General features: G+C 52.0%; 23 protein-coding genes and 1 tRNA gene. 20 read left to right on the top strand and 4 right to left on the bottom strand.

Annotated elements, in window-relative coordinates; all coding sequences use genetic code 11:
* Positions 1-78 precede the first annotated feature (78 nt).
* A complete protein-coding gene (locus tag ACFOSD_RS10845) occupies positions 79-558 on the top strand; it encodes a chemotaxis protein CheW (RefSeq protein ID WP_380696384.1) in 480 nt (159 codons plus the stop codon).
* A gap of 54 nt (positions 559-612) precedes the next feature.
* Positions 613-1080 carry a DUF2802 domain-containing protein gene (locus ACFOSD_RS10840; RefSeq protein ID WP_380696382.1) on the top strand — a complete coding sequence of 156 codons (468 nt, stop codon included), beginning with the start codon at positions 613-615 and terminating at the stop codon, positions 1078-1080.
* 18 nt (positions 1081-1098) lie between these two features.
* Here the strand turns inward: ACFOSD_RS10840 and ACFOSD_RS10835 are convergent, their stop codons facing one another.
* A complete protein-coding gene (locus tag ACFOSD_RS10835) occupies positions 1099-1395 on the bottom strand; it encodes a PilZ domain-containing protein (RefSeq protein ID WP_380696380.1) in 297 nt (98 codons plus the stop codon).
* 203 nt (positions 1396-1598) lie between these two features.
* Between ACFOSD_RS10835 and ACFOSD_RS10830 the strand changes: the two genes are divergently transcribed.
* The 11 genes from ACFOSD_RS10830 (at position 1599) to ACFOSD_RS10780 (ending at position 10712) form a co-directional block, all read left to right on the top strand.
* A complete protein-coding gene (locus tag ACFOSD_RS10830) occupies positions 1599-2789 on the top strand; it encodes a response regulator (RefSeq protein WP_380696378.1) in 1191 nt (396 codons plus the stop codon).
* Positions 2786-3277 (top strand): STAS domain-containing protein, encoded by a 492-nt coding sequence (locus tag ACFOSD_RS10825; RefSeq protein ID WP_380696376.1) that lies wholly within the window; start codon positions 2786-2788, stop codon positions 3275-3277. Before ACFOSD_RS10830 ends, ACFOSD_RS10825 begins: the two co-directional genes overlap by 4 nt.
* Positions 3278-3308: 31 nt before the next feature.
* Positions 3309-4334 carry an NAD(P)H-dependent glycerol-3-phosphate dehydrogenase gene (locus tag ACFOSD_RS10820; protein ID WP_380696374.1) on the top strand — a complete coding sequence of 342 codons (1026 nt, stop codon included), beginning with the start codon at positions 3309-3311 and terminating at the stop codon, positions 4332-4334.
* Between the two features lie 9 nt (positions 4335-4343).
* Positions 4344-4643 (top strand): DUF4389 domain-containing protein, encoded by a 300-nt coding sequence (locus ACFOSD_RS10815; protein WP_380696372.1) that lies wholly within the window; start codon positions 4344-4346, stop codon positions 4641-4643.
* The gene (gene sixA, locus ACFOSD_RS10810) at positions 4636-5073 is read left to right on the top strand and encodes a phosphohistidine phosphatase SixA (RefSeq protein WP_380696370.1); all 438 of its coding nucleotides are present in this window, start codon (positions 4636-4638) and stop codon (positions 5071-5073) included. Before ACFOSD_RS10815 ends, sixA begins: the two co-directional genes overlap by 8 nt.
* A 9-nt stretch (positions 5074-5082) precedes the next feature.
* Positions 5083-5886 carry an alpha/beta fold hydrolase gene (locus ACFOSD_RS10805; RefSeq protein ID WP_380696368.1) on the top strand — a complete coding sequence of 268 codons (804 nt, stop codon included), beginning with the start codon at positions 5083-5085 and terminating at the stop codon, positions 5884-5886.
* Complete coding sequence (locus ACFOSD_RS10800) at positions 5879-6736, top strand: alpha/beta hydrolase (RefSeq protein WP_380696366.1); 858 nt, start codon at positions 5879-5881, stop codon at positions 6734-6736. The genes ACFOSD_RS10805 and ACFOSD_RS10800 overlap by 8 nt, the downstream gene beginning before the upstream one ends.
* Positions 6733-7575: a DUF4892 domain-containing protein gene (locus ACFOSD_RS10795; protein ID WP_380696364.1), complete on the top strand. Its 843-nt coding sequence runs from the start codon at positions 6733-6735 to the stop codon at positions 7573-7575. Before ACFOSD_RS10800 ends, ACFOSD_RS10795 begins: the two co-directional genes overlap by 4 nt.
* Before the next feature lie 15 nt (positions 7576-7590).
* Positions 7591-8517 (top strand): 50S ribosomal protein L3 N(5)-glutamine methyltransferase, encoded by a 927-nt coding sequence (prmB, locus tag ACFOSD_RS10790; protein ID WP_380696362.1) that lies wholly within the window; start codon positions 7591-7593, stop codon positions 8515-8517.
* Positions 8518-8699: 182 nt separating this feature from the next.
* The gene (gene aroC / locus ACFOSD_RS10785; protein ID WP_380696360.1) at positions 8700-9794 is read left to right on the top strand and encodes a chorismate synthase; all 1095 of its coding nucleotides are present in this window, start codon (positions 8700-8702) and stop codon (positions 9792-9794) included.
* Between the two features lie 513 nt (positions 9795-10307).
* Positions 10308-10712, top strand: a complete 405-nt coding sequence (locus tag ACFOSD_RS10780; protein WP_380696358.1) for a DUF2914 domain-containing protein — start codon at positions 10308-10310, stop codon at positions 10710-10712.
* A 20-nt stretch (positions 10713-10732) separates the two neighbouring features.
* Here ACFOSD_RS10780 and ACFOSD_RS10775 read toward each other — a convergent pair whose 3' ends face one another.
* Both ACFOSD_RS10775 and trmH read right to left on the bottom strand, forming a co-directional pair.
* Positions 10733-11872, bottom strand: coding sequence for a cation diffusion facilitator family transporter (locus ACFOSD_RS10775; protein ID WP_380696356.1), 1140 nt, complete (start codon positions 11870-11872; stop codon positions 10733-10735).
* Positions 11859-12587 carry a tRNA (guanosine(18)-2'-O)-methyltransferase TrmH gene (trmH, locus tag ACFOSD_RS10770; RefSeq protein WP_380696354.1) on the bottom strand — a complete coding sequence of 243 codons (729 nt, stop codon included), beginning with the start codon at positions 12585-12587 and terminating at the stop codon, positions 11859-11861. The genes ACFOSD_RS10775 and trmH overlap by 14 nt, the downstream gene beginning before the upstream one ends.
* A 145-nt stretch (positions 12588-12732) precedes the next feature.
* On the opposite strand from trmH, the gene folE2 reads away from it, so the two are divergent.
* From folE2 to uvrB, 3 genes are all read left to right on the top strand, one after another.
* Positions 12733-13686: a GTP cyclohydrolase FolE2 gene (gene folE2, locus ACFOSD_RS10765; RefSeq protein ID WP_380696352.1), complete on the top strand. Its 954-nt coding sequence runs from the start codon at positions 12733-12735 to the stop codon at positions 13684-13686.
* A 123-nt stretch (positions 13687-13809) separates the two neighbouring features.
* Positions 13810-15000, top strand: a complete 1191-nt coding sequence (locus tag ACFOSD_RS10760; RefSeq protein WP_380696350.1) for an amino acid aminotransferase — start codon at positions 13810-13812, stop codon at positions 14998-15000.
* Positions 15001-15015: 15 nt separating this feature from the next.
* Positions 15016-17031 carry an excinuclease ABC subunit UvrB gene (uvrB, locus tag ACFOSD_RS10755; protein WP_380696348.1) on the top strand — a complete coding sequence of 672 codons (2016 nt, stop codon included), beginning with the start codon at positions 15016-15018 and terminating at the stop codon, positions 17029-17031.
* Between the two features lie 56 nt (positions 17032-17087).
* On the opposite strand, the gene ACFOSD_RS10750 is transcribed toward uvrB, so the two are convergent.
* The gene (locus ACFOSD_RS10750; RefSeq protein WP_380696346.1) at positions 17088-19022 is read right to left on the bottom strand and encodes a VacB/RNase II family 3'-5' exoribonuclease; all 1935 of its coding nucleotides are present in this window, start codon (positions 19020-19022) and stop codon (positions 17088-17090) included.
* A 153-nt stretch (positions 19023-19175) separates the two neighbouring features.
* Between ACFOSD_RS10750 and ACFOSD_RS10745 the strand changes: the two genes are divergently transcribed.
* From ACFOSD_RS10745 to infC, 4 genes are all read left to right on the top strand, one after another.
* A complete protein-coding gene (locus ACFOSD_RS10745; RefSeq protein WP_380696344.1) occupies positions 19176-19544 on the top strand; it encodes a hypothetical protein in 369 nt (122 codons plus the stop codon).
* Positions 19545-19622: 78 nt separating this feature from the next.
* Positions 19623-19699: transfer RNA gene (locus tag ACFOSD_RS10740), tRNA-Val, on the top strand.
* A gap of 92 nt (positions 19700-19791) precedes the next feature.
* Complete coding sequence (gene thrS / locus ACFOSD_RS10735) at positions 19792-21729, top strand: threonine--tRNA ligase (RefSeq protein WP_380696342.1); 1938 nt, start codon at positions 19792-19794, stop codon at positions 21727-21729.
* A gap of 19 nt (positions 21730-21748) precedes the next feature.
* Positions 21749-22324, top strand: coding sequence for a translation initiation factor IF-3 (gene infC / locus ACFOSD_RS10730; RefSeq protein WP_449329099.1), 576 nt, complete (start codon positions 21749-21751; stop codon positions 22322-22324).
* The last annotated feature ends 37 nt before the right edge of the window (positions 22325-22361 follow it).

Below are 22361 nucleotides of genomic sequence, written 5' to 3'. Positions count from 1 at the left end.
TCATATGCAACATTACGGAAGAGCAGCTTCTTTTGTTTTGTTGAGTAGGACAGCTGACTGAATTAAGGCGGGCAAATTATGAGTACACAAGCGGCAAAAGCGTCAGACGATCCAATCCTACAGTGGGTCACTTTCCGATTGGAAAATGAAACCTATGGCATCAATGTGATGCAAGTGCAGGAGGTTTTACGTTATACCGAAATCGCACCTGTGCCGGGTGCCCCGTCTTATGTCTTGGGGATAATCAACCTGCGCGGCAATGTGGTTACGGTGATTGATACGCGTGAACGTTTTGGCATGTCGCCTTCAGAAGTCACCGATAATTCCCGCATTGTGATCATTGAAACCGATATGCAGGTGGTGGGTATTCTGGTTGATTCAGTGGCTGAGGTGGTTTACCTGCGGCAGTCTGAAATTGAAACTGCACCGAACGTCGGTAATGATGAAACCTCGAAGTTCATCCAAGGGGTTTGCCATAAGAATGATGAGTTACTCATCTTGGTCGAATTGGATCGTCTGTTCAGTGTTGATGAATGGCAGGAATTGGGCGAAATTTAAACCCATGACCATGTGTGCACGGATTGCTCAACAGCGTTTAAAGGTCGTTTGAAGATGAATCTCGCAGATTCTTCTTTGTTGCTATGGTTTGTGGCTTTTGCCAGTTTATTCGTCGTTGTCCTGTTGGTGTTGTGGGTTTCAGCAGGACGACGCAACAAGCAATTGGCGGAAGATGTGTCGGCGATGCGGCGTGAGTTATCGATGATTCAGGCCGGTAATATCGGGCTGGGCAAAAAATTACTGGCCGTGGCTCGGCAAACCCAGCATGCCCAAGCGCAATTGCGACAGCAAACCGTTGCGCCCCCAACAGTCTCCGTGCCCAATCCAGTACCACCAAAACCCAAAGACGTTAGCAAGCCCACCGCACCGGCGGATGATGAGGAAGACAGTTTAGCGCAGTTCGATACGGCGCAAGACCTACTGCGCCATGGGGCAGGTATCGATCAGGTTATCAAGCAAACCGGTTTGACGCGTTCAGAGGCTGAGCTTATTTTGTTGTTAAACAAACCCAGCATGAGATGACCAACATATACGGGCACATTATTTAATGCGTTCAATCTCCAAGCCCAGCTGAAAGCGTTTTGGCCCAACTTCCTCTACGCGCTGCACAATCACATCGGCGTCCAGTGGTGCGAACTGCCCGGTCAGCGCTGGTAGGTGTACGGAAAATTGCGTAAGCATAGGAAATGATTCATCGACTTCAATCAGCATACCTACGGCACTCAGATCAATGCAAAGACACGATTTTTGGGTACCATCTGCCAAATGAATGACCGCAGGCGCTTCCATGTTCATGCGCATGAAAGAACGTTTTTCCAAATAGTCTCTATCGATCATTTACCCCACCTTCCGGTCAGTCAAAAAAACATCGTTCTACAAGCCCGTTTATAAAAACTATTGCGCAGTCTGTCAAAGACAAATATGGATCGGCACTATGCTTCTGCGGGTTTTGTGGTTCAATCGGTGAAATTCAACGAGCAGACTTGCAGCCCGCAGAGTGAAAGAGTAGGCTCCCCAAAAACACATTTGTAGGGCACTTCATGGCAGTTGCCAAAGCGACACTCTTGGTTATCGATGATGACGCTTCGGTCCGTGAATCACTAGCAGGCTATTTGGAAGATTCCGGTTACGACGTACTGCAAGCCTGTGACGGTGTAGAAGGGCTGGACATATTTTACCGAGAGCTGCCGGATTTGGTTCTCTGCGATCTTCGCATGCCCCGCAAAGACGGTTTGGCCGTATTGCAAGAAGTGGTCGAACAGCGTCCCGATGTGCCTTTTATTGTGGTGTCCGGTGCGGGTGTCATGTCAGATGTGGTGTCCGCATTGCGCTTCGGGGCTGCCGATTATATTGTTAAACCCGTGACGGACTTGGCTGTCGTAGAGCATGCGATTGATCGTGCTTTGGAACGTGTCCGTTTGCTCCGTGAAAATAACCGTTACCGTGATACGCTCGAAGATACCAACCAAAAATTGCAAGACACCATAGAAACACTGGAAGCGGATCTGCGCGCCGGGCGCCATGTTCAGCAAACCATGTTGCCAGCGCGTCCGTTCAAGGCGCACGGCATTCAGGTTGATTACGTGTTGCAGCCGTCAATGTTCTTAAGTGGCGATTTTGTCGACTACTTTGAACTGCAACCCGGTGTGCTCTTACACTACATTGTTGATGTTGCCGGACATGGCGTGTCCTCTGCCATGGTGACTATCCTGATTCGCAATGAAGTGAATCGTTTACGGTATGAATGGCGCTACAAAATTTCGCAACATGTTGAACACCCCGCTGAAGTGCTCGCCTTGTTAAATCAAGAATTGTTGCGCAGCAACATTGGTAAGCACGCCACCTTATTTATTGGCATCCTTGATTCGCTCAATCAAACCTATCGCTACGCCAATGCGGCGCATTTTCCGTATCCGATTGTTGCCGTGGACGACCAATTTCGCACCTTGGAGCTGCCAAGCTCACCACTGGGTTTGTTTGCCGAAGCACGTTATGAGGAGCATAGCCTGACGTACAGCGAACAACTTGCGGTGGCGATGTGTTCCGATGGTTTGTTGGAAATTAATCCGGCACAGAGCTTGAGCGAGCGTGAAGAGGCGTGGTTGTCGCTGGTGCGGAATTGCCGTTTTAATGTGCCGGAGATGAGCCGTGCACTGAATTTGCATGACATTGAAGAAGCGCCAGACGACATGACGGTCATGACGGTCGCGCACTGGAAAGAGAAATCATGAAACAAGGCCAGATACTGGTAGCAGACAAGCAAGACGTTTATGTCCTAAAACTGGTGGGGGATGTGCGTCTGACCCTATCAACGACGTTAGAGCAGTGCATGCAGAAAATGCTGGCTGCCGAACATTATCAGCATGTGGTCGTCGATTTGACCGACGCCGATGGGCTGGACAGTACAACCTTGGGGTTATTGGCCAAATTGAGCATACAGGTGCAAAAACTCCAACATTACGTGCCGCTTTTGGTGTGGCGCTCACCGGATATTCAGCGCGTATTGCTGAGCATGGGTTTTGCCGATACGGTGTATCAAATGGTGGATAAAAGTGACTTAGTAGCTGCCCCTGTAGAGGCGATAGAAGCCGTTGCTAGCGATGAAGAAGAGATTCGCACCCAGGTACTGGACGCGCATCGTGTCCTGATGTCATTGAATGAGACGAACGAACATACCTTTCGTGATTTGGTGTGTGCCTTGGAGCAAGGCCAGTGCTGAAGCCAACACGTTTAATCTTTAAGGAAACAGTATGACCAATCCAGCGGCGAAAATTGCCGTTTTAGGGGGTGGCAGTTTTGGCACCGTCATTGCGAATATAGCAGCACAAAATGGATGCGATGCTCGGTTGTGGATGCGCAGCGAAAAACAGCTAGAAGACATTCTCGAAACGGGTATGAATTCACGGTATCTGCCGAAGTATGAATTGCACGAAAATTTATTGCCGACCAATGATCTGGCAACAGCGGTGCACGACTGTGATGTGGTCTTCGTTGCGGTGCCCAGTAAGGCCTTCCGGGTTGTGTTGGAAGACGCGTTGAAGTATATGTCGCCGAGCGCGGGCCTGGTCAGTTTAACCAAAGGCATTGAACCGCATTCATTTCATTTGATGAGCGAAATCATGCGTGAAATGGCCCCGAAACATCCGATTGCGGTGATCAGTGGGCCAAACTTGGCGAAAGAGATTGCACAAGGTCAATTGACGGCGACCGTTGTGGCGTCTAAATCGGCCGCGTTGCGGCATCAGGTGCACGATGTGTTGGGTAGTCCCCGTTTCCGTGTTTATGCGAATCCTGACATTTATGGTGTTGAGCTGGCCGGGGCACTGAAGAACATTTACGCTATTGTTAGTGGTATGGCTGGGGCATTGGGCATGGGCGAAAATACACGTGCCATGTTAATGACGCGCAGCTTGGCGGAAATGAGCCGCTTCGCCGTGAAAATGGGCGCTAATCCGTTAACCTTTATTGGTTTGGCTGGCATGGGGGATTTGATCGTTACCTGTACTTCTCCACTTAGCCGAAACTATCGTGTTGGCTATGCCATTGGTCAAGGTTACTCACTCAAACAAGCGGTAAAGCAACTGGGTGAAACGGCGGAAGGTGTGAACACCTTGCGGATGGTAAAAGAGAAAGCCGATGAACTGGGTATTGACATGCCGTTAGTCAACGGGCTTTATGAAGTGGTTCATAACAATCAAAATGTCGACCTGATCGCAGATCACCTAATGTTGGGTGAGCGGGCGCAAGATGTCGATTTCATGTTTGATCAGGAATGAGGAAACATCATGTCGGACGATAGCCGGAGTAAATGGGAATACCTGTTGTTTCGTGTACTTTACATGATTCTTTTTTGGCTGGTGAGTCGCATCGCTTGGATCTTCATTGGTATCTTTGCCTTCGTGCAATTGGTGTATGTGATGATCAAAGGTGAAAAGCAACCGGCTCTTCTGAATGTCGCCCATTCAACCGTGCAATACGCTCATCAGTGTGGTGACTATTTAACCTTTCAGTCAGAATATAAGCCGTTTCCGTTCAATGATTGGCCGGGAACAGACGCAGAAGAGACCAACAGCGACGATGCTTGAGTTATTTTTATTGCGTCACGGTGAAGCCGAAGCGCGGGCCGCACACGACTCGCAACGTCGGCTAACCCAGCAGGGCGAGGCAGAAATAGGCCGTGCCGCGCAAAAATTGCCCACTCAATTGAGTGGGCTGATACACAGCCCTTATGTCCGCACGCAACAAAGTGCTCAACTGGTGTTGCAACATAGCCAGGCCGAGCAGGTTATTTCCGCAGACTGGATTACGCCGGATGCCGCTGTTTCAGATGCAATTGACCAGTTGCAAGCGCTCGAAGGTACTTGGCTGTTGGTAACGCACAATCCCTTTGTAAGCTACTTGGCCGCTCAACTGAGTGCTATATCGGTCAATCAAACCAGTTTCTCGACAGGTTCCTTAGCGCTCTTGGCAGGCGCTCAAGCGCTGCCCGGTACGCTGTCCTTTGCTTGGAAATAATAGGCGCCGATGACAGATCCGATTTTGCATTTTGCGCACGCCAACGGGTTCCCGGTTGCTACTTACCAGCGGTTTCTCAAGCCCTTGGCTGAAGGGTTCACGCTTCATTCTACCGATTTCTTAGGGCATCACCCGGACTTTCCGGTCACGAACAACTGGTTCAGCCTATGCGATCATTTGATCCATGACATTGAGCAACATGGGCAGCCCATCGTTGGCGTGGGTCATTCATTGGGTGGCGGCCTGATGTTCATGGTTTCCTTGATGCGTCCCGAACTGTTTCGTGCCGTCTATGTGTTGGATGTGCCTCTGATGACCTTTTGGGAGTCTTCGGTGCTTGCGCTGTTGAAAAGAACGCCATGGCGCGACCGAGTTACCCCGGCGGGTCGGGCCATGAAACGACGTGCCGTGTGGCCCAGTCAGGAAGACGCCTTTGCCTATTGGCGAACGCGCCCGCTGTTTCGCCGTTTTCCTGATGATGTGCTGTGGGATTATGTGCATGCGGTGACTGAACAGAATGCGTCCGGCGATTGGTCCTTGCGCTTTCGCCCGGATGTTGAGGCGCACATTTTTCGTACTTACCCGACAAACTGGGTGCGTCACTACCGGCGTCGACATGTCGGTTTGCAGGTGGTGGTAGGGCAGGATACCCGTTTGGTGAAACCACACCATCGCCAAATGATGGCGCAGAAATTGGGTATTCCGGTACATGAGGTGGCGGGAGGGCATTTATTTCCTTTGGAATTACCCGAAGCATCCGCCCATGAACTGCGTCAATTAATGGCCAACAGCGGCGTATTGCCCCATGCGTGAGACACAGACCCACAGTTTGGGCATGACGTTGGCGGAATGCCATTGGGGCGATGGGCAGCAGATCATCCTAGCATTACATGGATGGCAGGATAATGCCGCAAGCTTCGCTGCGCTCGGTGAAGCACTTGAGGCGTCGTCCAGCCCTTATCAATTAATTGCGATTGACTTGCCGGGGCATGGTAAGTCAGGGCATTTTCCGCCGTCACAATTTTACAACCTGTGGGATTACCTACCCGTATTGGCAGAACGTATTGCCCAATGCGCGGAACCGGTTTGGTTGTTAGGGCATTCACTGGGCGGCATGTTGGCGACTCAGTTAGCAGCACTCTTGCCGCAACAGGTTTGTGGCCTAATAACGCTCGATATGGTAGGTCTACGCGCCGATAAGAATACGCAACAGGTTACACAATTCCTGAACGTCCTGCGTGAACAATTGGTGAAACATCCCGCCATTGCTCCCTCTAAAAGCTTTCCCGCTATGGTAGCTCGCCGGGCTTCTGTTGGCAGTCCCTTTACTACCGAGGCAAACGCAGCACTGATGGCCCGTGGTACACTTAAACGAGACAGTTCCACCGGCGAGGAATGGCACCTGCGGATCGACCCGCGAGTGAGAATTGGCTCCTTGTGGCGATTTCAAGAAGAACAAAGTCTGCATTTGGCGGCTCAGGTGGCTTGTCCATGGCATGTTGTGGTGGCGGAATCGGGGTTTTTTGCCCATCCGTTAGTCGAGCGTCTGCGTAACCAGTTACCGATACAGACGGTTACCTGGTGGCCAGGCGGGCATCACTGCCATATGGAATCGTCGCCCCATGAATTATGGAATACTTTAGTACAGAGGATAGAAGAATGAAGACAGCTCTACGTGGTGCTGTAATGGCCTTGGTGTTGAGCGCAATAACGTTGCCCTCGGTCGCTTATGCTTCTGTGATAGACGTGTTGCAATCCTTCCCGGCAAGAAGTTTGTTGGCGGAAACCGAAGAGACGGAACCGCAACAGTTTTGGTGGTTACAGAGTGCCGTAAAGCGGGTGGGAAACGACTATATTGCGGATCGGGAAGAGCGGATCAATGTGCAGCGGCTGCGCACCCAATTGTTCGAGCTGTCGAGCCAGTACAGTGAGCAGACTATCTACCAACGTATTATCGAGTCGTGGAAAGCAGAGGGTTACGAAGAGCTTTACAGTTGTTCTGCCGTCAGTTGTGGCTCCAGTCAACATTGGGCGGTGCATGTTTTTGATATTCCAACCCTCTATGGTTTAAACCGCAATCAGTTTTACAGCACCGGTATGATCAATGGCGATATACGCGTGTTGTATGTTGTCCGCCGTGGTACGCAAACCAACTATGTATACTGGCAGGAGGCTTCCCAGCGCGGAAGTATCGAACGGCTGCCGGCCTATTTGCTGTCTGGTCAAGCGGTTCCGGTTGAGCAATTTGACGCGGATGATTGGGCTGTTGTACTGAATGACAACCCTGAATGGGTGGTGACCTTGGTGGGCCATGACTACAGCACAGACTTAACGGAAGCCTTGGCACAAGGCCGCGAGCGCGCCAATCAGGTCGCTGAAATATGGCGCACGGCGGGTGTCGCTGAAACGCAGATCCAAGTAGAAACCGTGGGTTATCTGGCGCCTGATGACGACAATGCAGAAGCGCGGGTTAAAGCCATCTTGTCGCCCCACTTTCGTTAACAGGAGATTCAGCCGGTGACGTCCCTTGCATCATGGCATGACCCAGAAGAATTTGGCGTATTGGAAACCATTGGCGACTTTGTTCGTTGGTGCAGCAGTGAAATGATCCGTCATGGCGTGTATTTCGGCCATGGTTCCGACAATGCTTGGGATGAGGCAACGTATCTGGTGCTGTCAGCCGCCAGTCAGCCCTTGGCTGGGCGGTTGGAGTTGTTGCAGGCGAAGTTGTTGCCCAGCGAGCGTTTGCGCATTGTCGAATGGTTAGGCATGCGGATTGAGCAGCGATTGCCTTTGCCCTACATCACCGGTGAGGCATGGTTTGCTGGTCGCCCCTATTGGGTCAACGCCGATGTTTTGATCCCACGCTCGCCCTTTGCGGAACTGATCAATCAGCATGGCGAGCCGTGGCTCCAAGCCGAACCAACAGCGATTTTAGATATGTGTACCGGGTCCGGCTGCATTGGCATTGCAGCGGCGTTGGAATTTCATGAAGCCACCGTAGACTTGGTGGATATCAGTCCGGCGGCTTTGCAGGTAGCCGAGCGTAATATCGCCCGGCATGGTGTCGACGATCGAGTCCGAACCTACCTGAGTGACGGTTTTTCGGCCTTACCGGAACAAGGTTATGATGTCATTTTGGCCAACCCGCCCTACGTGGATCAAGAAGACTTGGCTGAAATGCCGCCGGAATACCAGCATGAGCCAGCACTCGCGTTGGGGTCCGGCGAGGATGGCTTGGACCTGACCCGACAATTGCTTGCCCAGGCTCACCGGTTCTTAGCCCCCGAAGGATTGTTGTTTTTAGAAGTCGGCAACAGTGCTGCCGCTTTGGATGAGGCGTTTCCGGAGCTACCGTTCACTTGGTTGGAATTTGCCGATGGCGGACACGGTATTTGTGTCATCAGTCGGGAAGATCTGCTGGCGGCTCGAGTCGGTGGGTGAGCCGGGTGCTGCAATTCGGTTAGCGCGCCCGAGTTGAATTCTTTATAATGCGCGCACGTTTAATACCCATACGATAATTAAGGTCAGACCTCATTACAGTGCAGTACTGGATTCTTCAGTGATCGCCTCGGTCGACCCAACTTAGGCCCTTGATCAAGGGTACGTCCAGAAGAGAGCACCGCATGTCAGGCAATACCTTTGGCAAATTGTTTACCGTCACATCGTTCGGCGAAAGCCATGGCCCAGCGTTAGGTGCCATTGTTGACGGCTGTCCTCCGGGGTTACCCATTACCGAAGCCGACTTGCAGCTCGACCTCGACCGGCGCAAGCCAGGCCAATCGCGTTACACCACTCAGCGCCGCGAGGATGACCAAGTACGCATCCTGTCAGGGGTCTTTGAAGGCAAAACCACCGGCACGGCCATCGGTTTGATGATTGAGAATACGGATCAGCGGTCGAAAGATTACGCCAACATCAAAGATACCTATCGCCCGGCCCATGCTGACTATACTTATGATCAAAAATACGGTTTTCGGGACTATCGCGGTGGTGGGCGTTCATCAGCCCGTGAAACCGCCATGCGCGTGGCGGCTGGGGCCATTGCAAAGAAATATCTGGCGACTGTTGAAGGCATTGAGGTCGTGGGTTACCTATCGCAATTGGGGCCGATTGAAATGGCGCCGGTGGACTTGTCGATCGTCAACGATAATGCCTTCTTTTGCCCCGATCCGACCAAATTGCCAGAACTGGAAGCGTACATGCAAGCCCTGATTAAAGAGGGTAATTCAGTGGGTGCCAAGGTGACGGTGGTTGCCCGAGGGGTGAAGCCTGGCCTTGGCGAGCCTATCTTTGATCGCTTGGATGCTGAGTTGGCGCATGCCTTGATGAGCATCAATGCCGTAAAAGGGGTAGAAATCGGTGATGGGTTTGCTTCGGTTGCACAGAAGGGCACAGAACATCGGGACGAAATGACGCCGGAAGGATTCCTCAGCAACCATGCCGGTGGCATTCTTGGCGGGATCAGTACCGGCCAGGACATCATCGCGCATCTTGCATTGAAACCAACGTCCAGCCTCCGTTTACCTGGCCGCAGTATTGATCGCAACGGCAATGCTATTTCTGTCGAGACGAAAGGCCGTCATGATCCTTGCGTAGGTATTCGTGCTACCCCGATTGCAGAGGCCATGATGGCCATTGTGCTGATGGACCATTATTTGCGGCATCGCGGGCAAAACCACGGTGTAATCCCGCCGCTTCCCCCCATTGGTAACCGGTAAATAACCCCTTCAAGGGCATATTTTCTAGCTGCTCTTCGTTGTCGGAATCTCTGTAGGGGAGGGTCACGACCCTCCCGCAACGTTGGGTCTTGCAAATTCTTCCGGCATTTTGGCTATGAGCCAAGCTTCTTACTCTGTTCGTCATAATTCTGACTCAATAGTGTATTTTACGTGACGTTTTCATGTCATTTTTGCCTGTTTGCTCAACAAAACCACACAGCGTTTTTGTTGTGCCCACTGTCAACGCCCCGTAAAGTCTTTCACATGGCCGCCTGTCACCGTCGCGTGGCTATTGCCGTACAGGAGTGCGGATTCGATGGAGGGAGAACTGGCTGTGGTTTAACTGATGTGCCGTGGTGTACTCCCTCCTGTTTTTTCACCGTTTAATGAGCGGCAGCGAGACTGTTTGTCGAATTTGTACTTTCAACAAAGTGTGAAACGCATCTTTACCCGTCAGGCTGACTAAATTAGTCTTTACACACATAACCTGTTTTTACAACCAAGGAGAAAATGATGAAAAAACTGTCCACACTGTTCATGGCCCTGTGGCTGTCTGCATCTATGGCAATAGCTGATAATCATGGTGAGCCGGTAGAAGCCGTGGGTGAAGTTGCTCGCGCTATCTTCACCACAGCGATCAGCGATCGTGAGCCAGTAGACAATCTGAGCACCCTACCTTCGGGCTTGGATCAAGTGTATTTGTTCACCGATTTACGTGATTTTACCGGACAACGTGTGTTGCACCGCTGGGTGTACAACGAAGTCGTGGAAGCCGAAGTCGGTTTTAACGTCGGCGGTCCTCGGTGGCGTACGTGGTCGTCCAAGACCATCCCTACCAGCCAGTCGGGTGAGTGGCGCGTAGACATCGTCGATGGGGAAGGCTTTATCGTTGAATCCCATTACATCACAGCCGACTAAGGTCGACGTATTGGAGGTTTTCAGGGATGCTCTCTGAAAACCTCTCGTCGATACAACTCAATTTCTTCCAGCCAAGCATTATCTTGCATCGCCTGAACACGCTCGTGTTGGCAGGCTTCATCCGGTTTATTCGTAAAATACAATTCCAGACGCACGCGTTGCTGTCGATAGTGGATCTGCATACGCTGATATGTTGATAGATTAGGGTACTTAGCCAGTGCAGAAATAATAGCCGGACGCAAGGGCGCGTTTGCATTGCGCGTTGTGCTGGCATCATCTTCCGGGTCGACGTGCAACGTAATGTCACTCACATCCGGGAAGTTATGGTAGAGCTGAGACATCACGCTGTCACCAATATGATGGCCTTCGGACACCGAAATAAAGTTGCTGACCTGAATGTGCACATCAATGTAGATTTCGTTGCCCATTAGGCGCGTCCGTAAATGGTGCACATTATCCACACCCGGAACGGCTTGTATTTCAGTGCGAATGCGACGTTGAATATCCTGCGGAATGGCACGGTCGGCTAGGTCTTGCAGGGCGTTCCAGGTGAGTTCAACACCCATTTTGCCAATCAGCGCGGCTACGACCAGTGCCGCCCAAGATTCCAACCAGCCATAGCCAAACCAAGTGGCAATTACTCCCAGCAGCACCACCAAGCTGGACCAGGCATCACTGCGGCTGTGCCAGGCATTAGCTTCCATCAGGGTGGAATTCAATTTTTTTGCCCAATGCATGCCGTAGCGAAACAGCAGCTCCTTGGCCACCAAAGAAAACGCCGCGGTGACGATGGCCAGCAGGCTGGCATTCGCCGGGGCATCACCGCGCATCAAGCGTGCTGCATTGTCCCATGCCAATCCAAGCGCAATAGACACCAGCACAATACCAATGATCATGGTGCCGAGTGTTTCAAAGCGGGCGTGTCCATAGGGGTGTTCGTCGTCCGGGGCGGTATGGGCCACTTTGTTAATGATCAAGACAAGAAAGTCGGTGATGAGATCCGATAAGCTGTGCAATCCGTCTGCGATCAATGCCGGGGAGCGGACCAGCATGCCGATGAACAGTTTGAGAGCCGACAATGCAAAGTCAACGCCGGTGCTAATCCAGGTCACGCGTTGCATATCCCGGCCACGGGACGCGCGCTGTTCAGAGGTGGTCATCGGTAAGCTCTTTCGGTTGATTTCGTGCCTTTCGGGCACGCACATCTTGATACCACTGCGCGGGATCAAGCACGTCACCCTCGCTATCCAGGGCAGGATAGGCAAGGTTGTTCTTTTGGCAGAATCGGGCCAGTTTCGGGTGGCACCATTCAAAGCGAGTATTGGCGTATTCCGTGGGGCTTAAACGAGAGGGTGACGCATACAGGCCGGCCTGCTCCCGCTGTCGTTGAGCTTCATTTAAGATCAGGGCGGTGGCTACAGACACGTTGTACGACTCCACCATACCCATCATGGGGATGGTCATCTCTGCATCGGTCAAGGCGAGTACGGGGGCCGATACACCAGTTTTCTCTGCCCCCATTACGATCACACAAGGCACCGTATAGTCGAGCGTTCGATAATCCACAGCTTTGTTGGACAGATTTGCCGCGTAAACTCGATAACCTTGTTGTTTTAGGGCCAGGGTCGCATGAGAGCCGTCGGGATGTAAGTGCCTTTTCACCCACCGGGCACTGCCGCCTGCACTGCGTTTCCAGATTCCGGTTCGTTGGCCTGGCTGCGTGACCATGTGCAAATTCATGACACCGGCGGCATCGCAGGTACGCAAAATGGCGGACAAATTTTGCGCTTTGTGTACGCCATCGGTCAGCACCCGCAGGTCGGGTTGGCGTCGGTCAAGTACCTGGCGTATTTTGGCGTATCGTTCTGGGGTCATAAATCGGCAATTAGGTTAAAGGGCACAGTGTATAAAGTAATCTTTCCTATAGGGAAAAACCATGACCAAAAGAGATGAAAAAGGCGGTCTGTTCGGATAAACTAGCGCGCTCTTATACCTGAGCAAATCAGTAGGATATTACCGAATGAAGGTCAGTGAAACGTCGTTGAGCCCGTTGATGCCCGATGTCGCCGAAGCAGGCAAACCCGTACAAAAAGGCACCTTGGATTGGGTAGGCATGAGTGGTATCAGCTTGCCTTTCCCTCTGCGCGATGCCCAAGTGGATACGCCGTTGTTGGTGCAGGCTAAGTTGAATACCTTTGTCAGCCTGGACGACCCGAACGCTAAGGGCATACATATGTCCCGTTTGTATCTGAGCGTTGAGCAAATGGCGAAAAGCGGGGGTGTTTCGCCGCTAGAGTTTACGCGTCAATTGGATACATTTATTGAAACTCACCAAGGTTTGAGCTCTCGAGCCAGCTTGGCGGCAGAGTTTGATCTCGTAACCTTACGTGCTTCTTTGAAGAGCGGTAATGAAGGACATAAGGCTTACCCGGCTGCCATCAGAGCCAGCTATAAAGACGGTAAGCCGACGCTCGAATTGGAAGTGAACGTCCCATACTCATCTACCTGTCCATGTTCAGCGGCGCTGGCCCGTCAAATTATTCAACAAGGCTTTGCCGCCAAGTTTGGTGCTGAGGGACAGGTCAGTGTTGACGATGTGCTGGCATTTTTAGGTTCGGAAGAGGGTATTGGTGCCACGCCACACAGCCAACGCTCGAATGCTCGCGTAAAAATTCAAATCGACCCGACCTTGCACGCGTTTCCGTTCTTGTCGTTGATTGACGCCATTGAAGCCGCGTTGAAAACACCGGTGCAGACGGCGGTAAAGCGCGAAGATGAACAGGAGTTTGCACGGTTAAACGGGCAAAATTTGATGTTCTGTGAAGACGCCGCGCGACGTGTCACTGCCGTGTTGAATCAACAGTCTTGGGTGCGTGACTTCTGGTTACGGGTGGATCATTTCGAGAGCCTGCACGCCCATGATGCGGTAGCGATCAATTCAAAAGGGGTTGCCGACGGTTATCAACCTTGGTAAATCGTCGGGTGGCGGCCATTATGCCGCCACCCCGCTCAAGCCTTTCATTGCTGTCGTAATTCCGCCCGTTTATACTGCACGTCCACCTTTCAAAACTCATCGTCCTAAAGGAATTCTCTCATCATGTTTGAACGAGTGTCCGTTGCGCCTGCCGACCCCATTCTTGGCCTGAACGAAGCTTTTAAAGCCGAAACCCGCCCGGAAAAGATCAACCTGGGGGTCGGTGTGTTCAAAGATGCTGGGGGCAACACCCCAATTCTAGAGACGGTGAAAGAAGCCGAGCGACGGTTATTGAACAGTGAAAACAGCAAGAGCTACTCCAGCATCGAAGGGGCTGCAGAGTATGCGCTGGCGGTACAAAAATTACTCTTGGGTGCTACGTCGCCGTTGATCGCTTCCGGTCGGGTAAAAACGGCTCAGGCTCCGGGTGGTACGGGCGCACTGCGTATTGCCGCCGAGTTAATGACCCGTCAGTTAGGTGTTACCACGGTTTGGATCAGCGAGCCGACCTGGGGCAACCATAACAGCGTGTTTGCTGCCGCTGGGCTGACCATTAAAACCTACCGTTATTTCGATGCGGAAACCAAAGGGCTGGATATTGATGGCATGCTGGCTGATCTCGGCCAGGTGCAGCCCGGTGATGCTGTGCTGCTGCATGGTTGCTGTCACAACCCGACGGGCGTGGATCCAACGATTGCGCAATGGGGCCAGATCACCCAAGTATTGAAACAACAGCAAGCGCTGCCGTTCCTAGATTTTGCCTATCAGGGTTTTGGTGAGGGTGTTGAGGAAGATGCCGCTGGCCTACGCTTGCTGGTGGAGCAGATTCCTGAAGTCATTATCGCCAGTTCATTTTCCAAGAATTTTGGCCTGTACAATGAGCGTGTAGGTGCTATTACTGTCGTTGCTGCCACGGCAGATGAAGCCGCGGCGGTGCTTAGCCAAGTGAAAGTGTTGATTCGGGCTATTTACTCGAATCCGCCGTTCCATGGCGCTGCTGTGGTAAGCACTATTTTGCAAGATCCAGAACTGACCGCTCGTTGGCATCAAGAAGTGGCGGCGATGCGTTCACGCATTCTGGATTTACGCCAAGCCTTCGTTGATGGCTTGAAAGCGCAAGGCGTTAGTCAGGATTTTAGTTTTATTGCGCAGCAAAAAGGCATGTTCAGTTTTTCCGGGCTGAATAAAGAACAGGTTCAACGTCTGCGCGATGAGTACGCCATCTATATGGTCGGCTCTGGTCGTATGAACGTGGCCGGTATGAGTACCGAGCGCATGGAATATCTGTGCAAAGCCATTGCGGCCGTTCTTTAATTATTTCGAGGTTGTATGAGCAAGCCTTTTGTCGTCCATTCCCCTTACGCTCCGGCGGGTGATCAGCCGGAAGCCATTAAAGGGCTGTCGTACGGATTAGATGCGGGCTTGCGGGCGCAAACGCTGTTGGGGGTAACCGGCAGCGGTAAAACCTACGCAATGGCCAAGGTGGTGGAGCAGGTTCAGCGCCCGGCCATCATCATGGCGCACAACAAAACGTTGGCGGCCCAGCTCTACGGTGAATTTAAGGATTTCTTTCCTGAAAACGCCGTAGAGTATTTCGTTTCTTATTACGATTATTACCAGCCAGAAGCCTATGTGCCTGCGTCGGATACCTTCATAGACAAAGACGCCACCGTCAATGAACAGATCGAGCAGATGCGCTTGTCCGCCACCAAAGCCTTGTTGGAGCGCCGCGACGTATTGATTGTGGCCACGGTATCGGCGATCTACGGTTTGGGCGAGCCGGAATCCTACATGCGGATGATTCTGCATTTGGTGCGCGGTGATCAAATAGACCAACGAGCTATTCTGCGCCGCTTGGCGGAACTGCAATACACCCGTAACGACATCGACTTTTTTCGCGGTAATTATCGGGTGCGTGGCGATGTGATCGACATTTTTCCGGCCGAATCAGAAACCGAGGCCCTGCGCATTGAGTTGTTCGATGACGAGATTGAAAAGCTGGTGCTGTTCGACCCGCTGACGGGCGAAGTCATCCAGCCGTTGCAGCGTTATACCGTGTACCCCAAAACGCATTATGCAACACCGCGTGAAACGATTGTCGGGGCTATCGACCACATTAAGGCCGAATTGAAAGAGCGCTTGGCTCTGTTGCATAAAGAGAACCGCTTGGTTGAAGCACAACGCTTGGAGCAACGCACGCTGTACGATCTGGAAATGATGCAAGAGCTGGGTTATTGCAACGGCATCGAGAACTACAGCCGTTACTTGTCCGGGCGTGGCCCTGGCCAGCCACCGCCGACGTTATTTGACTACATACCGAAAGATGCCGTGGTGTTCGTGGACGAAAGCCACGTGACCATCCCACAGCTGGGTGGGATGTATCGCGGTGACCGGTCGCGCAAAGAAACCTTGGTAGAATATGGCTTCCGCCTGCCATCGGCACTGGATAATCGCCCGTTGCGCTTTGAAGAGTGGGAGCAATTAGCGCCGCAGTTGGTGTTCGTATCGGCCACGCCGGGCCCTTACGAAGAGCAGCATGCTGGGCAAGTGGTAGAGCAAGTGGTGCGCCCGACCGGCTTGATTGACCCCGAAGTAGAGATTCGCCCGCAACGTACGCAGGTGGATGATTTGCTGCAGGAAATCAACATTCGCACCCCCAAAGGCCAACGTATTCTGGTTACCACGCTGACAAAACGAATGGCAGAAGATCTCACCGACTTCTTAGCCGACCATGGGGTCCGGGTGAAGTATTTACACAGTGATATCGATACCGTAGAGCGCATCGAAATCATCCGGGATTTACGTTTGGGTGAATTTGATGTGCTGGTGGGCATTAACCTGTTGCGCGAAGGCTTGGACATTCCTGAAGTGGCGCTGGTTGCCATTCTGGATGCCGATAAAGAAGGCTTCCTGCGCTCTGAGCGATCGTTGATTCAAACCATGGGGCGGGCCGCACGGAACTTGGAAGGCAAGGCCATACTGTACGCGGAGAAAATCACGCCCTCCATGGCGAGGGCCATCGCGGAAACCGATCGTCGACGCACCAAACAGATTCAGTACAACGAAGAACGCGGGATTACGCCGCAAGCGCTGAAGAAGAATGTGCAGGACATCATGGAAGGTACCGTGATCCCCGGCAAGGCGAAGAAACAAACTGGCCTGCGGGAGAAGGTCAGGCAGGTGGCCGAACCTGCGGCGGCCTACCGCACGCCTGCCGAACTCACCAAACGCATTCGCCAAGTAGAAGACGAGATGCACAAAGCCGCTAAAGCCTTGGAGTTTGAAAAGGCGGCCGCATTGCGCGATGAATTACTGTCGTTGAAGGAACAGCTAAAGCGTGGCTAGATGCCTGGCGAATCCTTAAAGGCCCAGTGAAAGGCCTTTTTGAGAAGGACTCTGTTTTACATCAAGCCAACAACGTTTAACTGAACGTTGCGGCGCTCTAAATCCACCGAATGTACTTCTACCTGAACCCTTGCACCTAAACCGAAGTCGCCACGTTCAGAGCGATGCGTTTGCAAAATCGGGTCATACTGTGCAGATTTATCGCGCCACCCTTTCACGTTCACAAAGCCACTGATGCCAAGTTTGTCGAGCTGGACGGAGAAGCCGCTGGGGATGGTGTGTTGGATTTCACCGGTGAGTTTCTGTCCTTCAAGGGTTTTCATGTACAGCGTTTTCAGCCAGGTCTCCACATAATTGCTGAGCTGGCGGCTGCTGGATTGGGTTTCCTGCAGGTGCTGCAACTCGGCTTCCGTCAATGTCGGCACGGCTTCTCCACGCCATAAGGCCTTTAACTGACGATGCAACACCAAATCCAGATACTTCCGAATGGGTGAGGTGACCGTGGTGTAGCAGCGGAAACCCAAACCCCAGTGCGGACGGGGTTCGCTCAGCAACGCCGTACGCTGATAGCTCTTGGCCAGCATACGGGCCAGCGGTAGTTCGGGATGGCGCTGGGCCTCTTGCAGCAACGGCAGCATCTGTTCAAAGTTGTTCAGATCCTCAGGCACGACTCCTAAGGATTGCTCGAACAACGGAAGCAAGGTGGTTTCCTGGTCGTCGCGGAAGCCTTCGTGGCACAGAAACAACCCGACATTATGTTGAGCCAAATGTTCCGCGGTTAAGCGGTTAGTCAGCAGCATGCATTCTTCAACCATTTGATGGGCCCGGGTACGTGGCTCTTCGCGAATGGCCGCGATATGCCCGACCTCGTCCAAGTCGTAGCGGTAGTCGGGACGTTCTTCCATCACCAACGCCTGTTGCTGTCTAAGGTGCGTAAGGTCGGTTGTGAGTTGCTCCAAGAGCTGCAATTGATGATGGATGCTGGGTGCCAGCTCAACATCGTTTGCACCCGCTAACAATGCGCTGACCTCGGTATAGGCGAGTTTGGCTTGGCTGATGACGAAGCCAAATGCAAATTGGGGCGTTCCGGCCTGGCCGCTTCCTTTGGCAACATCCACCTTAAACAACAGGGCAGGCCGCCGTTGGGCAGGTTGTAAGGAACAGGCAGTAACCGACAGAGCCTTGGGCAGCATGTGCAGGGTTTCGGCAGGCAGATATCGGCTGGTGCCGCGTTGCAAAGCCTCACGGTCTAAGGTGCTACCCGGTTGTACAAATAAGGAAGGATCGGCAATGGCTACATGCAATCGCCAAGCGTGACCCAAGTCTTCAATGCTGAGGGCATCATCCATATCTTGCGTGCTGGCCGCGTCAATGGTGAAGTAGGGGCGTTGGGTATCATCAATGTAATCTGTTTGTGCGGCCATGATGGCCGTGTAGTCGAGCGCTTGTGCCGCCGTGTCGACGGACTCAGAAAATTCAGCGCTCAAATCAAAGCGCGCTTTGCCGACTGTATGTTCTACTAAGGGATCATCACCCTGTGCGACAACATTCAGCACCTTGGCCACTGCCTTGCCATCGGGAAACGGATGGCGGGTGATTTGACATTTCACCCAGGTGTCTTCTGCGATCGACTCCGCCGACTTGGATGCCAGGCTGATCCAGCGGTTCATCCCGGGATGCTCGGTGTTTAGCAGGCTGTTTGGACCTTTACGAATGACCTTGCCCATAACGCCAGAGAGTGTTGTTGCCAACAAGTTCTCCAGGACCGCCTGCGACTTACCATCGACGTCCGCCAGTGTGAACTCTACGCGATCACCGGGAAACACCCGCTTCATCTCTTCGGGTGGAATGAAATAGCTTTCGCCAGTCGGGCATTCTACAAAGCCGAATCGATTGGACGTGCCGCGCACGACGCCCTGCAAAAGGTTCTTTTCCACTTTGATTTGAGATTTCAGCGCCGCGAGCTGGGCGAGAGAATCGGCATTCAGCATTGAGGTAAAGCCTGTGTCGGAGGTAAAAAGGGGGCCGATTATACCGTGCATGAGTCGGATAAACGAGGGTTCCGGGTATAAGTGTTTTGTCTCTGCGGCTGGCTCAGGTAGGATTCAAAGGGATGTTATTGTGTATTGAAAAGAGATTGCCGAATGGCCGCGTTGTTTGAAACCTTCTGGTTTACCCTGATTCAGCATTTTGCCGCGTCGCTCGCGGTACCCGTGATGGTGGGCTATCACTGTCGGCCGCGCCACTACTGGTGGCGTTTCGTGATCATGATCATCAGTTATGCTTTGCTGTGGGTACTTTGGAGTAGCCTGTTGAGTATCGAAGTGGATAAACATACGGCCTTATTGGTGGCTTTTGTCGCGGTTTATGCCTTTATTCGCAGTGTGGCGCGGCTGCAGCAAAGTTTGCCCGCTGTGTTTTATGACGATGAGGATGAAGATCCCGCTGAAGAAAGCGATAAAGAGCCTTCGAGCCCTGAACAGGCACCGTTGTCGGTAGCAAAACCCCATTGATTCTCTTTGAAAATCAATTTGTTAGCGACATTTAAGTTGACATAAGCCAAAGACCCGATAAAATGCCAACCACTTTCTAGGCACGTAGCTCAGTTGGTTAGAGCACCACCTTGACATGGTGGGGGTCGTTGGTTCGAATCCAATCGTGCCTACCAGAATTCAGCTAAGGCACAACTGTCATGGTATGTGCCTTTTTTGTTTGTCTAAACATGTGGCCCTTGGTATGGGTCACCACTGGAGATTTTATATGCCTGTAATTACCCTTCCCGATGGCAGCAAGCGCGAGTTTGCGAACCCCGTATCTATTATGCAAGTGGCTGAAGACATTGGCCCCGGTTTAGCGAAGGCGACCATTGCAGGTAAAGTCAATGGAGTAGAAAAAGACGCCAGCGATCTTATCACTGAAGATTCGGACCTGAGCATTATCACGGCGAAAGACGAAGCTGGGTTGGATATTATACGGCACTCCACCGCACACTTGCTGGGTCATGCCATTAAGCAGTTGTACCCGGATGTGAAGATGGCCATCGGTCCGGTCATCGACAACGGCTTCTATTACGACATCGATATGGAGCATAAGCTCACCGAAGACGATCTCATAGCGCTTGAAAAACGCATGCTTGAGTTGGCGAAAACGAATTACGACGTCGTAAAGAAAAAGGTCAGTTGGCAGGAAGCACACGACACCTTCGCCCAGCGCGGAGAAGTCTACAAACAAACCATTCTGGAAGATGATATTGCACGCGATGATCAACCCGGTTTGTATCATCACGAAGAATACATTGATATGTGCCGTGGGCCGCACGTACCCAATATGCGGTTTTGCCATCACTTTAAGTTGATGAAGGTGTCTGGCGCGTACTGGCGGGGCAACAGCGACAACAAGATGCTGCAACGCATTTACGGCACCGCATGGGCGGATAAAAAGCAATTGGCCGCCTACTTGTTGCGTTTGGAAGAAGCGGAAAAACGCGATCACCGTCGTTTAGGTAAGCAGTTAGACCTGTTCCATTGGCAAGAAGAAGCACCCGGCATGGTGTTTTGGCATAAGAAAGGTTGGACCATTTATCAGGTGGTTGAACAGTACGTGCGTGACAAACTGGCGCAATACGAATACGAAGAAGTTCGTGCACCCATGGTGATGGATGTCTCCATGTGGGAGAAGTCCGGGCACTGGGACAAATACCACGACAATATCTTCGCCACTGAATCGGAAAAGCGCACTTACGCGGTTAAACCCATGAACTGCCCCGGGCATATTCAGATCTTTAATCAAGGTCTAAAAAGTTACCGTGACCTGCCGTATCGCCTAGCTGAATTCGGTATCGTACACCGCAATGAGCCTTCCGGTTCCTTGCACGGTTTGATGCGCGTGCGTTCGTTCACGCAAGACGACGCCCACGTTTTCTGTACGGAAGGGCAAATTCTGCAAGAAGTGTCCAGCTGCATCAAAATGGTTTATGACGTCTATTCCGATTTTGGTTTTGCCGACAATATCGACGTAAAACTGTCTACCCGTCCAGAAAAACGCATCGGCAGCGATGCGGTTTGGGATAAATCGGAGCAGGCCTTGGCTGACGCCTTGAATGCCAATGGTTTAGCGTTTGAATATCAGCCCGGCGAAGGGGCGTTTTATGGCCCGAAGATCGAGTTCACGCTCTATGATTCCTTGGGTCGGGCGTGGCAATGCGGTACCATTCAGTTGGATTTCTCGATGCCGGGTCGCTTGGGTGCGCAATTCGTTGACGAAGACGGCGCACGCAAAGAGCCGGTAATGATTCACCGAGCGATTTTAGGTTCCTTGGAGCGCTTCATCGGAATTCTTATTGAAGAATACGCAGGCGCCTTGCCATTATGGTTGTCGCCCGAGCAGATTGTGGTGTGTAACATCACCGATAATCAGGCTGACTATTGCAAAAAAGTCGAGAAAGAGTTAAAAGCTCTGGGCTTTCGCGCACATGCGGACTTGAGAAACGAGAAAATCGGCTTTAAAATCCGCGAGCACACGTTGCAGAAGGTGCCTTATATCGCTGTGATTGGCGATAAGGAAATGGAATCTGGCCAGATTGCAGTACGTACCCGTAAAGGCGAAGATTTAGGCGCCATGCCATTGGCGGATTTCGCGGCTTTGTTACGTACGGAATCGGCGTTGCTGGGCCGTAAACAGCAACAAGAGATGACGTAGTGCCCGCCGTGTCAAAGACATCGCAACGCATTACGAAATAATAAACTGGGGAGACACCACTATTAAGAACGCTAAGCCGCGCAAAGGCAATCGTAGTCCGATCAATGATGAAATTGAAGCCACAGAATGCCGTTTAATTGATGAGAACGGCGAGCAAGTAGGCATTGTTTCGCTGACGCAAGCTCTGGAAAGAGCGCAGTCGGTTAGCTTGGATCTGGTGCAGATCGCCGACGCTGATCCGATCGTCTGTAAGATCATGGACTACGGCAAGAAGGTTTTCGAAGAGAAGAAAGCCAAAGCCGCTGCGAAGAAGAAGCAGAAACAAACCCAGATTAAGGAAATGAAATTCCGCCCCAATACGGATGATGGGGACTACAAAATCAAACTGCGTAATGTGGTGCGATTTCTTGAAGACGGTGACAAAGCCAAAATCTCCTTGCGTTTTCGCGGGCGGGAAATGGCCCACCAGGATCTCGGTATGAAACTGATGGAGCGTATCGAAGAAGACTTGAAAGATCAGGCCGTTGTAGAACAGCGCCCGAAACTGGAAGGTCGTCAAATGATCATGGTCATGGCACCGGCCAAGAAGAAGTAAAAACGAGTAAGCATAAGCTTGCTCATTTGATACACCC

Origin of the sequence: Salinispirillum marinum (assembly GCF_042650105.1) — a bacterium.
Lineage (GTDB): Bacteria > Pseudomonadota > Gammaproteobacteria > Pseudomonadales > Natronospirillaceae > Salinispirillum > Salinispirillum marinum.
Note: the sequence above shows the minus strand (reverse complement) of the source record. Positions and strands in the feature narration are given on the sequence as shown.